Genomic DNA, 12085 nt, shown 5'->3' with positions numbered 1-12085 from the left:
CTCCCACACCGACCACCGCTGCCCCAAGCCATGTGCAGTACCTGTGGGAGCTGGCTTGCCGGCGATAAGGACGGTACAGACAGCACAAAATCCTGAGCCGAGCCAGGCGCTAGCGCAATGCTGCCTGCATTGCTTCAGCCTGCACCCGCAACGCATCGCAAAACGGCTCCACCGCCGCCGAAGCCGGCCGGTGGTCGGGCCTGATCAGCATCACCTGGTACGGCACCGACACCCGCAAGCGGCGGATCGGCAAACCGCCCTGCGCGGCCTCCAGCCCACTCAGCGGGTTGATGATCGCCACCCCCAGGCCCTGCCTGACCATGGCGCACACCGACGCGGCGCTGGTGGTCTCGATGACCGTGCGGCGGTTCACCCCCGCCGCACGGAAGTGCTGGTCCAGGCGCTGGCGGTAGGTGTCCAGGCTGGCCAGGTTGATGAAGTCCACTTCATGGAAATCGCTCAATTCCAGTTCAGCCTTGGCTTGCAACGGGTGCCCATGGGGCAGCACACAGACCATGTTGGCGCTGAACAGCAGCTCGCCGTAGGCGCCGCGCGGTATCTGCTCGACCTCGGTCAGGCCAAGGTCATGCTGCTGGGCAACCAGTGACTCCTCCAGCAACGGCGACTCCTGCGCCAAAATGCTCACGCTCACGCCGCGGTGCTGCTGATGGAAGCGCTGGCAGGCCTTGGGCAGCAGGGTCTGGGAAAACAGCGGCAGGCAGGTGATGGCCAACCGGCCCTGCTCGAAATTGCGGATGGCCTGGGCAAAGCGCTCGATGCGCTCCAGCCCGAGATAGGCGCGCTCGACCTCTTCGATCAACAGCAGCGCCTGGGCGGTTGCCACCAGGCGCCCGCCCTCGCGCTCGAACAGGTTCAGGCCGGTGACCTGCTCCAGCCGCGCCAGCTCTCGGCTGACGGTGGGCTGCGAGGTGAACAGCAGCCGCGCCGCGCCGGTGACGCTGCCAGCGGCCATGATGGCGCGGAACACTTCGATATGGCGGACGGACAGTTTCACGGCTACACCTGCGCAACAACGATGGGTATATCAGATATGAATGGCGATTAGAAAAATAGCTATTTTTCTGAATCCGCTCTTTCACGCATCCTGCACATCTACCCACTACGAGTAATGCCAGCATGACTGCACCCTTCACGACCCTGGCCGCGGCGGTTCATCAACATGGATCGCCCCTCTGGGCCTACGACGCCAGCACCATCGCCAAGCGCGTTGAACAACTGAAGGTATTCGACACCGTACGCTTCGCCCAGAAAGCCAACCCCAACCTGCACGTGCTGCGCCTGATGCGCGCCCATGGCCTGGTGCTGGACGCGGTGTCGCTGGGTGAAATGGAGCGGGCCTTTGCCGCCGGTGCCAGCGTGGACGGCGACCCCGCTGGCGTGGTGCTGACCTGCGATGCACTGGACCGGCCAACCCTGGAGCGGGTGGTGGAATCGAAGATCGAAGTCAACGCCGGCTCCATCGACATGCTGCGCCAGCTGGGTGAACGCTCCCCCGGCCACCGCGTCTGGATCCGCATCAACCCGGGCTTCGGCCACGGCCACAGCCGCAAGACCAACACCGGCGGCGAGAACAGCAAGCACGGCATCTGGCATGAAGAACTGGACGAGGCGCTGGCCTGCATCAAAACCCACGGCCTGCACCTGGTCGGCGTGCACATGCATATTGGCTCCGGGGTGGATTACCAACACCTGGAGCAGGTAGCCCGGTCGATGATCGAGCTGATCGGCCGCCTGGGCGTAGACATCGAAGCCTTCTCCATCGGCGGCGGGCTTTCGACCCCTTACCGCAGCACCGACAAGCCGGTCGACCTGCAACGCTACGCGCAGACCTGGGCGGTGGCGCGCAAGGAAATCGAAGCCATGCTGGGCCACCCCGTGCGCATGGAGATCGAACCTGGGCGTTTCCTGGTGGCCGAGTCGGGCTACCTGGTGGCCGAGGTGCGTGCCGTGAAACAGGTGGGGCGCAATACTTTCGTGATGATCGATGCCGGCTTCAACGACCTGATGCGCCCGGCGATGTACGGTGCGTACCATGGCATGACCCTGCTCGACGCCAACGGCCAGCCGGTGGACCGCCCGCGCCAACCGACCGTGGTGGCCGGGCCGCTGTGTGAGTCGGGAGACGTGTTCACCCAGGACGACCAGGAACTGACCCCACAGGACCTGCCCCAGGCGCAGGTGGGTGACCTGCTGGTGATTCACGATGCCGGTGCCTACGGGGCGTCGATGTCGTCGAACTACAACAGCCGACCTTTGCTGCCGGAGTTTCTGATCGAGAACGGCGCGCTGCGCATGATCCGCCGGCGGCAGACCGTGCAGGACCTGCTAGCGCTGGAAGCGGGTTTCTAGGCAGCGCACCAATGAGGGCTGCCTAGCAGCCCATCGCCGCCGAGCCAGCTCCCACAGGTACAGCGCAAACCCTGCTTGCAATCAGACCCCTCTATGGCAACAATGCGATCAATTCCCATTCATATTGCGGTCTTGACGCATGTCGACGCTCGATCCTCAGACCCTGCACCAGCTGTACAGTGAAAACAACGGCTGGCTGAAGGGCTGGCTGCGCGCCCGCCTGGGCAATGCCGCCGATGCATCCGACCTGGCGCACGATACCTTCCTGCGGGTAATGACCGCCCGCAACCAGCTGCCGATCCGCGAGCCGCGCAGCTACCTCAGCGCTATCGCCCGCTCGCTGCTGATCGACAAAGCCCGCCGCCGCACCATCGAAAAGGCCTACCTGCAGGCCTTGGCCCTGCGCCCGGAACCGGTAGAGGTATCGCCGGAAGTGCGCTTGTCGATCATCGAAATGTTGGTAGCCGTGGACAGCCTGCTTGACGAACTCGGCGCCAACACCCGCGCCATCTTCCTCGCCGTTCAACTCGAAGGCCTGACCTACGGTGCTGCTGCCGAGCGTTTCGGCGTGTCGGTTACCACCGTGAAGAACCATCTGATAAAGGCAATGACCCGCTGCCTGCTGGCAGTCGAAGGCTGAGGACGATGGATCTCAAGACGCTCGAAGCCGCTGCCACCTGGTATGTGCAGCTCAACGATGGCGCCAGCAACGAGGCGCGCACCCAAGCTTGGCGCCAGTGGCTGCAGGCAAGCCCACAACACGCTGCCGCCTGGGCGCGGGTAGAAAAACTGCAACTGCAGTGGGCCATGGTGCCGCCGCAGGCGGCGCTGTCCAGCCTGGGCGCGGCACAGGCACAGCGGCGCGATGTGCTGAAGGTGCTGAGCCTGTTGCTGGCCATGGGCGGCGGTGGCTGGCTGGCAGCCGAGCAGGTGCCCTATCGCGCCTTGCTGGCCCAGCAACACACCCGCGGCGGCGAACGGCGCAGCTTGCAGCTGGATGATGGCTCGCAGCTTGAAATGAACGTGAACACTGCGGTGGATGTGCGCTACGACGCAAAAGTGCGGGCAATCCAGCTGTACCATGGGGAAATACTCGTTCGCCCGACCATTACCCCTGAACAGCGCCCGTTCATCGTGCACACCGAAGACGGCAGCGTACTCGCCCGTAGTACCGAGTTCAGCATTCGCAAACTTGCGCAGCAAACGCGCGTGGGCGTGCTGCAAGCGGCTGTCGATGTACGCCCGCAGCGTCACCCGGAGCGGGTGCTGCGACTGCAAGCCGGGCAGCAGGTAAATTATGACCGCGACGACTTCGCCATCACCCATGCGCTGCCCGTCAATTCGACCGCCTGGGTACAAGGCATGGTGAGCGTGAACGACTGGCACCTGGGCGACTTTGTCGAAGAACTGGCGCGTTACCGACAAGGAGTGCTGCGCTGCGCACCCTCGATCCGGTCCATGAGCATTTCCGGAGCATTCCGCATCGACGATACCGACATTGCACTGGCCAACCTGCCGAAAACCCTGCCGGTGAAAGTGCGCTACCTCAGCCGTTACTGGGCAAGCGTGGAACCTGCCTGAGCAACAGCCGCAAAAAAAACTTCACCCACACCTTGCTGATTTCGATTCTCGCCCGTCCCTGACACAAGCCGCGACGACAGCGACTTTCTGCCATGACACGGAAGGATCACGCAATGCCCCATCTGCACCCCACCCCTGCAACCAAGCTGAGCCAGGCCGTGCGCTTGGTGTTGTTCGGCATGTCCCTGGCCGGCGCACCGGGCCTGCTGCTGATGCCTGGCCTGGCCATGGCCCACAGCCAGACCGCCTATCACGTCCCCGCTGGCCCACTGGGCAATGCCATCACCCAGTTTGGCGTGCAGGCCGGCGTGACCATTTCGTTCGACACCACCCAGACGCGCAGCCTGAGCAGCGCAGGCCTGGAGGGTAGCTACAGCGTCGAGGAAGGGCTGGTTCGCCTGCTGGGCAACAGTAGCTTGCAGGCGCACCGCCAGGGCAATGGCGGCTATGTGCTGGTACCCGCAGACAACGGTTCGGCGATGGAACTGGGGCCACTGAACATCGACGCCAACCGGCTGGATGCAACCAGCGAGGGCACCCAATCGTATACCGCGCATGCCGTCACCATCGGCAAGGGCGTGCACACGCTAAAGGAAACCCCGCAGTCGGTCACCGTGATGACCCGCAAGATGCTCGACGACCAGAACCTCAACACGCTGGAACAGGTGCTGGACAAAACCCCCGGCATCACGGTGTACGACTCGCCCATGGGCGGCAAGTACTTCTACTCCCGCGGTTTCAACCTGGATGGCCAGTACCAGTATGACGGCGTGCCGCTGGACGTAGGCGGCAACTACGTGCAGGCCAACAGCTTTTCCAGCGACATGGCGTTCTACGACCGGGTCGAAATTCTCAAGGGTGCAGCCGGCATGATGAAGGGCTCCGGTTCATCCGCCGGCGGCGTCAACTTCGTACGCAAGCGTGGCCAGGAACAGGCCACCACCACCGTCACCCTGTCTGCCGGCAGCTGGGACAACTACCGCGGGCAGGTCGATGTGGGCGGCCCGCTCAACGAATCGGGTAGCGTGCGCGGTCGCGCCGTGGCAACGCTTCAGGACCGCCAGTATTTCTACGACACGGCCACGCGCCAGGACCAGATATTGTATGGCGCCATCGACTGGGACATTACCGCCGACACCACCCTTGGCGCCGGCCTGGCCTACGAGGATGCCGATGCCACCCCGTGCTATTCCGGCCTGCCACGATACGCCGATGGCAGTGACTTGAAGCTGTCGCGTTCCACCTGCCTGGGCGCCAGCTGGAACGACCTGCAAAGCCAGCGCATCACCGGCTTTGCCGACCTCAAGCACCGCTTCAACGATGACTGGACGCTGAATTTCGCCTCGATCTATACCCACAACACCCAGGACATCGAATACGCCTACTCCGAAGGTACGGTACCGGTCGGCGCCGGCACCGCCAGCATGAACGTGCGGGCCGGTCGTTTCGACTACGACCAGGACGACTACGGCTTCGATAGCTATGTCGATGGCAAGTTCGAGGCGTTCGGCCTACAGCATGAGCTGATCGTCGGCGCCAACGCCAGCCGGCAGAAAACCCATGATTACTTCGCACTTATACTGCTGGACGGCAAGCAGGATCCGTTCAACCCATCCTCGAACTTCCCCCGCCCTTCCAAGGCCGATTATCTGGTCAACCCGAGCCGCGGTGGCAGCGTGCCAACCGATTCCACCACCACCCAGTACGGCACCTACACCAACCTGCGCCTGAAGCTGGCAGAGCCGCTGACCCTGGTGCTGGGCGCGCGGGTCAGCTGGTACCGCAACAAGAGCGACTCCTATACCGCGGCCTGGGACTACTGGGTGAACAACCGCAGCCAGGAAAATGGCCAGGTCACGCCGTTCGCCGCCGTACTGTACGACCTGAACGGCCAGTGGACCGCCTATGCCAGCTACGCCGACATCTTCCAGCCGCAGAGTGACAAAGTGAACGCCGAGCGGCAGTCGCTGCAGCCCAAGACCGGTGCCAACTACGAGATCGGCATCAAGGGCGAGTTGCTCAATGGTGCGTTGAACACCTCGTTCAACCTGTTCCGCACCCTCGAGAAACACCGCGCAGAAAGCGACTTCAACGACGCCTGCCCGTCAGGCGATGGCTATTGCTACACCGACAGCGGCAAGGTGCGCGCCCAGGGTTTCGAGGCCGAGATCAGCGGCTCGCCCATCGAGCGCCTGCAGCTACTGGCGGGTTACACCTACACCCAGACCAAGTACCTGAATACCATCGAAGATACTGACCCCACCGAGCTGACCTTCACTTCCAGTTTCATCCCTCGGCACATGCTCAAGGTGTGGGGTGACTATCAGCTGGACGGTGCGCTGCAACGCTGGACCCTCGGTGCCGGCCTGAACAGCCAGAGCGATAACTTCCGTACCACCGGCACTACCCGCGTCGAGCAGGCGGGCTACACGGTGTGGAATGGCCGCGTGCAATACCGCGTCGACCCGAACTGGACTGTCGCCCTCAACGGCAACAACCTGTTCGACAAGAAGTACTACGCCACCATCGGCGCGCCATCCTGGGGCAACTTCTATGGCGAACCGCGCAACTTCATGGTGACTTTGCAAGGCACGTTCTAACCAGAAAGCAGGGGCCGCTTTTGCGGCCCATCGCCGTCTTGCACCATCACTCCGTTGCTTTATCTGAGGAAAGCTGTGGAACAGTTGCACGATGATCGCGGCTAGAGTCCGTTCGCCACTTCACGCTCGCCGCCCATGTATTGCTGCAAGCGGCTGCGCAGCCAGCGCTCGGCTGGGTCGCTGTCGGTGGTACCAAGCCAGACCATTGCCAGTTCCAGTGCCGTGGTTTCGAACGGCAGTTGCTCGGCCTGCAGGTTTCCCCAGCGCTCCATGCCGTGCGCGGCATAGTCCGGGCAGCAGGCCAGCAGGTCAGTCCCGGCCAGAATTGCCGGCAACGAACTGAACTGGGGCACCGACAGCACCACCTTGCGTTCGCGGCCGATCTCTTTCAGCCAGTCATCGACCACCCCTTGGGTATTGGCGGTTGGCGATACCTGAACGTGCGGGCGGGCGCAGAACTCATCCAGGGTCAGTGGCGTGGCTATCTTGTCCGCGCGCACGACACGGCCCTGCATGGTGCGCAGTACCTTGCGCTTGGCATTGGCCGGCAGCCCCTTGGTCTGGCTGATCCCGACTGTTACATCGCCTGCGGCCAGCAAGTCCGGGATACGCCAATAATCGACATGCTGCACAACCACGACCACATTCGGCGCCTCCACCCGCAGCGCCCGCAGCAGCGGCGGCAACAACCCCGACTCGACGTCGTCGGACAGGCCGATCCGGAAGGTCATCTTGCTGGTCAACGGATCGAAGTCGTGGGTCATGCTGAGGGCGATGGACATAGCGTCCAGTGCCGGGGTCAGGAGCCTGATCACCTCTTCGGCCCTGGCCGAGGGCTCCATGCGGTTGCCCACGCGGATCAGCAACGGGTCGTTGAACATCGTGCGCAACCTGGCCAGCGCAGCACTGACCGTGGGTTGGGCGACGAACAGCTTTTCGGCGGCACGGGTAAGGTTGCGCTCCTGCATCAGGGCTTCGAACACCACCATCAGGTTGATATCGGCTTTGCGCAGTTCGTTTCGGTTCATTGGCGCTCCCGGCCCGAGTTCTTGTCATAGGGATTTTGCACAAGACCGATGTTCCCACAAGGTCCACGTGGCCCTGGAGCCGCGCGCTGTCTTGCGCAAAATTTTTGATGCGTGCGCGATCCCTGTGGGAACGGGTTTACCCGCGAAGAGGCCGGACCTGCCGGCCACTATCCTTGGGCATTCACCGTTGTCTCCGCCACCACATTCGCGGGTGAATCCGCTCCCACACGGATCACGCGGCTCTCTCGATCTACGCAAACCCCTCAGGCCGTGGGGTTCCATCAGCATTACGGTTTCATCCAGACCGGCCGCTCGCCGCTGGACGGCGAAGGCCGTCCGTTCCCCTTGCTGCACATGAACCTTCCCTCCGAGGCATGAACAGGGGGGAAAGCGTACTGCTGGGACGATGTCTAAATCTGGTCGTTACAGCCCATTTACTTCTCTTAAACAAAGATCAAAGCAATCATTCGCCATGAATTGTCGAAGTAGAGCAATATCTGTTCAGGGCAGTTCATGTCTAGGCCACCTTTCGCAACCCGGCACCCACCCAACGCCATATAATTGGATCCAATAAACAGGATGAACTGCATGCAAGCATTGGGAATGGATTACCGACACGGCGATGAAATTGCCAGCCATTGCCACGCTGAAGACCAGCTTGTGTATGCCGCCAGCGGTGTGATGCGGGTCAGCAGCGAGGGCGGCAACTGGGTAATCCCTGGTGGGCACGCGTTATGGGTGCCGGCCGGGGTCAGCCATGCCGTCCGCATGCAAGGCGTGGTGTGCATGCGCACCCTGCTGCTCGACGCCGGCATCGACCGCTGCCAGGTGATCGTGGTATCCGGCCTGCTGCGCGAACTGGTCCTGGCCGCTTCGCGCATGCTGGACCTGCGTGATGGCGAGCACGCACGGGCGCTGATCCTTTGCGAACTGGCGGCCGCCAGGCGCATCGATGCCTTTGTGCCCACGCCGCAGCACCCTCGTCTTGGCGCCTGGTGCGAACGCTTTCTGCAAGACCCGGCCCAGGACCTGACCCTGGAACAATGCGGTGCACAACTGAACATGAGTGCGCGCAGCGTGGCGCGACTGTTCCAGCGCGAGCTGGGTATGTCGTATGGCGAATGGCGCGCCCGCGCCCGGGTGATGCTCAGTCAGCAGTGCCTGGCTGAAGGCAAACCGATCCTGAACGTAGCGCTGGAGCACGGCTACCAGAGCGCCAGTGCCTTCGCCGCCATGTTCAAGCGCATCCTCGGCTACGCCCCCAGTGACTGGCAGAACGGCGCCATGCGCCACTCCTGAACTGTTGTCCCACTTGCGCGCAAGGTTGTCCCGCTTGCGGCAGCGCCGTCACCCCCGCCCTCGCTAACCTCGCATCACGACCCTTGAGCGACATTCGTGATGCCCTTACTGCAATCATTCCCCTTCCCTGCCCGGTTCGGCGCCGCGATCGGCATGCTCTGCATGTTGACCGCCTGCGCCCGGCCACCAACCCTTGCCGAGCCACCCGCAGCGTTGCAGGCAAACCCGCTGGCGAACGCACCGGCCGGTGTCAGCAGGCAGCCATTGCCGCAACGTTGGTGGGCGCTGTTCCAGGATCCGCAACTCGACCGCTGGGTACAGCTAGCCCTGGCCCACAACCAGGACCTGGCACAGGCCGAAGCCAATGTGCAGGCCATGCTGGCCGGTATCGGCGAATTTGGTGCGCAGCGCTGGCCATCGACTTCGGTAGGCTTTGCCGCCACCTACGGCAAAAGCACCGATGACCAGACCCTCGCCGAAGCGACCGACAGCCACGCGCCATCACAATGGCAATTCAACCCAGGCATCGAGCTGGCCTACCAGGTGGATGTCTGGGGCCAGGTGCGCGCCGCCATCCAGCGGGCCCGGGCGCAAGCCGACGCCAGTGCCGCAGCACGGGACCTGATGCGCCTGCACGTGGTTACCCAGACCAGCCGCGCCTACCTCGACCAGTGCCTCTATGCCGCGCGCCTGGTCGAGGCGAGGCAGTCGCTGCAAACCCTCGAACGCAGCGTGCAGCTCAGCGAACGCCAGCACCGGGCGGGCGTGGCCACAGCGCTCGACAGCGAACGCCTGTCGGGCTTGCGCGAGCAGGCGCGGGCGCAGCTGCCGATGCTCGCCGCGCGGCGGCAGATGGCGCTTTACGAGCTGAGCATGCTGAGCGGCCATGCCTCGGTGGCCGAAACCGCAACGTGCCCAGCCATCCCCACGCTGTCGTTGCCGTTGCCGGCTGGCGATGGCTGGCATTTGCTCGAGCGCCGGCCGGATGTGCGCCAGGCCGAACGCGAGCTGCAGGCCGCGAGCCTGGAAACCGACATCGTCCGGGCCGACCTGTACCCGAAGGTCAGCTTCGGCGCCTCGCTGACGTCCTCGGACCATCACCTTGCCAACCTTGGCGACAGCCGCGCGGTGATGTTCGGTATTGGCCCGCTGATCCGTTGGGAGTTCCCCAACATGCAGGCCAACCGGGCACGGGTTGGCAAGGCCGAGGCGTTGCAGCAGGCGCAGGTAGCCCATTACCACAGCGTGGCGCTGAATGCGCTGAAGGACGTACGCCAGGCGCTGGCCAGATACGACGGTGAACGTCAGCGGTTGCAGGCACTGGATACGGCGCTGGTGCACAGCCAGCGTGGGTTTGCCCTCGCCCAGGGCAATTACCGCGCCGGTACGGTTGACGGGCTGGCCATGCTGGACAGCGAGCGGGAACTGATCCGCCTGCGGGCCAGCCACGTCGAGGCCCGAGGGCGACTGGCGCAGGCACAGGTCAACCTGTTCCGTGCCTTGGGCGGGCGGTGGTAGCCCGCAGCAAAAATCCATGGGGCCGCTGCGCGCCCCATCGCCGGCAAGCCAGCTCCCACAGGGATTGCACATCACCTGAGGTCAACACGGTCGAGGTGGGAGCTGGCTTGCCGGCGATGGGCTGCCTAGCAGCCCCTATATCAATAATGGAAACCGAACATGAATGTCGCCTTAGACCGAACCGCACCAGCCGAAACTGCACAACAGACAAAAGCCAGATCCCGTCGCCGCCTGGCCTGCATCACCAGCGGCAGCCTGGCAGCGATCACCCTGCTGGCCTTCACCAGCTACTGGCTCACCACCGGCCGCTACCTGGAGACCACCGACGATGCCTACATCCGCGCCGACTGGGTAGCCCTGAGCCCACGCGTGGCCGGCTACGTGGCCGAGGTCGAAGTAGCTGACGACCAGCCCGTGAACGCCGGCGATGTACTGGTGCGCCTGCAAAACCGCGACTACCGCGCGCGCCGCGACCACGCCCGTGCCGGCGTGGCCGAGGCACAGGCGGCACTGGCAGCCGCCCAGGCCAGCCGACAGGTGGCGAACGAGCGTATCTACCAGCAACAACAAGCCATCCTGCAGGCTGCAGCGGCCGTGCGCAGCGCCACCGCTGAACAACACCGGACTGAACTGGACATGCAACGCTATCGTGGCCTGGTGCGTGACGACGCTGCGACCGTGCAGCGCCTGGAAACCGCCAGCGCCCGTGCCACCCAGGCGCAAGCCGCACTGCAAGCCGCCCAGGCCGCGCTGCGCGAGCAACGCTCACAGCTGGCCATGGCCAAGGCCCGGTCAGCCCAGGCTGACGCCGAACTGCATCAGCACGCGGCAGCCTTGACCCGCGCTCAGGCCCACCGACAGCTGGCCGAGCAGGACGAACAGGACACCGTGATCCGCGCGCCGATCACTGGGGTGGTCGGCCAACGCCGCGTGCGCGCCGGCCAGTATGTGGTGCCGGGCCAGCCGCTGTTGGCAGTCGTACCCCTGCAGCAAGCCTATGTGGTGGCCAACTACAAGGAAACCCAACTGGCCCGCATGCGCCCCGGGCAACCGGTAGAAATACGGGTAGACAGCTTTGCCAGTCAGCCACTGCAGGGCCATGTGGCCAGCTTCTCTCCCGCCTCGGGCAATGTCTTCGCGTTGCTGCCGTCGGACAATGCCACCGGCAACTTCACCAAGATCGTCCAGCGCTTCCCGGTGCGCATTTTGCTCGACACACCGCTGCAGGGCCCAAAAGTACTCCCCGGCATGTCGGTAGTGAGCACGGTCGACACCCGCCCTGCAGAGGTTGCCGATGCGCACTGAGCAAACCGTCTCGCTGCGCGCCTGGGTGGCAGTGCTTGGGGGCCTGTTCGGCTGCTTCATGGCCGGCATGAACGTGCATGTCACCAGCGCTGCGCTACCAGAAATCCGAGGCTCGCTAGGCGCCAGCTTCGAGGAAGGCTCGTGGATCTCCACCGCCTACCTGGTGGCGGAAATCGTGATGATTCCGCTGACGGCCTGGCTGGTGGAAGTGTTCTCGCTGCGCCGGGTGATGTGGACCGGCTCGCTGATCTTCCTGCTCGCCTCGGTGGCCTGCTCGTGGGCGCCCAGCCTGGAAGCGATGATTGCCATCCGGGTGGTCCAGGGGGCTGCGGGAGCCGTACTGATCCCGCTGTCATTCCAGCTGATCATCACCGAGCTGCCGGC

The 12085-nt window shown here is 64.0% G+C and carries 10 protein-coding genes and 1 pseudogene; 9 read left to right on the top strand and 2 right to left on the bottom strand.

Features of this window, described 5'->3' with window-relative positions; all coding sequences use genetic code 11:
• Nucleotides 1-109 precede the first annotated feature (109 nt).
• Nucleotides 110-1015: a LysR family transcriptional regulator gene (locus HP547_RS20755; protein WP_172287309.1), complete on the bottom strand. Its 906-nt coding sequence runs from the start codon at nucleotides 1013-1015 to the stop codon at nucleotides 110-112.
• A gap of 122 nt (nucleotides 1016-1137) precedes the next feature.
• On the opposite strand from HP547_RS20755, the gene lysA reads away from it, so the two are divergent.
• The 4 genes from lysA to HP547_RS20735 all read left to right on the top strand — a co-directional run bounded on the left by lysA (nucleotide 1138) and on the right by HP547_RS20735 (nucleotide 6551).
• On the top strand, nucleotides 1138-2370 hold the full coding sequence (gene lysA, locus HP547_RS20750) for a diaminopimelate decarboxylase (protein WP_172287308.1): 1233 nt from the start codon (nucleotides 1138-1140) through the stop codon (nucleotides 2368-2370).
• Nucleotides 2371-2509: 139 nt separating this feature from the next.
• Entirely contained in the window at nucleotides 2510-3010 is a 501-nt protein-coding gene (locus HP547_RS20745; protein WP_172227976.1) for a sigma-70 family RNA polymerase sigma factor, read from the top strand.
• Between the two features lie 5 nt (nucleotides 3011-3015).
• Entirely contained in the window at nucleotides 3016-3951 is a 936-nt protein-coding gene (locus HP547_RS20740) for a FecR domain-containing protein (protein WP_172227978.1), read from the top strand.
• Nucleotides 3952-4064: 113 nt separating this feature from the next.
• The gene (locus tag HP547_RS20735; RefSeq protein WP_172287307.1) at nucleotides 4065-6551 is read left to right on the top strand and encodes a TonB-dependent receptor; all 2487 of its coding nucleotides are present in this window, start codon (nucleotides 4065-4067) and stop codon (nucleotides 6549-6551) included.
• A gap of 101 nt (nucleotides 6552-6652) precedes the next feature.
• On the opposite strand, the gene HP547_RS20730 is transcribed toward HP547_RS20735, so the two are convergent.
• Entirely contained in the window at nucleotides 6653-7579 is a 927-nt protein-coding gene (locus HP547_RS20730) for a LysR substrate-binding domain-containing protein (RefSeq protein ID WP_172287306.1), read from the bottom strand.
• Nucleotides 7580-7834: 255 nt separating this feature from the next.
• Here HP547_RS20730 and HP547_RS29720 point away from each other — a divergent pair.
• From HP547_RS29720 to HP547_RS20710, 5 genes and pseudogenes are all read left to right on the top strand, one after another.
• Nucleotides 7835-7957, top strand: a pseudogene (locus HP547_RS29720) (GNAT family N-acetyltransferase); the annotation flags it as partial.
• A gap of 210 nt (nucleotides 7958-8167) precedes the next feature.
• On the top strand, nucleotides 8168-8878 hold the full coding sequence (locus HP547_RS20725; RefSeq protein WP_172227982.1) for a helix-turn-helix transcriptional regulator: 711 nt from the start codon (nucleotides 8168-8170) through the stop codon (nucleotides 8876-8878).
• A 99-nt stretch (nucleotides 8879-8977) separates the two neighbouring features.
• Entirely contained in the window at nucleotides 8978-10396 is a 1419-nt protein-coding gene (locus tag HP547_RS20720) for an efflux transporter outer membrane subunit (RefSeq protein WP_172287305.1), read from the top strand.
• A gap of 159 nt (nucleotides 10397-10555) precedes the next feature.
• Nucleotides 10556-11701: an HlyD family secretion protein gene (locus tag HP547_RS20715; RefSeq protein WP_172287304.1), complete on the top strand. Its 1146-nt coding sequence runs from the start codon at nucleotides 10556-10558 to the stop codon at nucleotides 11699-11701.
• On the top strand, nucleotides 11691-12085 hold a 395-nt coding region (locus HP547_RS20710; protein WP_172287303.1), incomplete at its 3' end, for an MFS transporter. The genes HP547_RS20715 and HP547_RS20710, both read left to right, overlap by 11 nt.

It is taken from the genome of Pseudomonas sp. CM27 (assembly GCF_013179515.1).
Classification (GTDB): Bacteria; Pseudomonadota; Gammaproteobacteria; order Pseudomonadales; family Pseudomonadaceae; genus Aquipseudomonas.
Note: the sequence above shows the minus strand (reverse complement) of the source record. Positions and strands in the feature narration are given on the sequence as shown.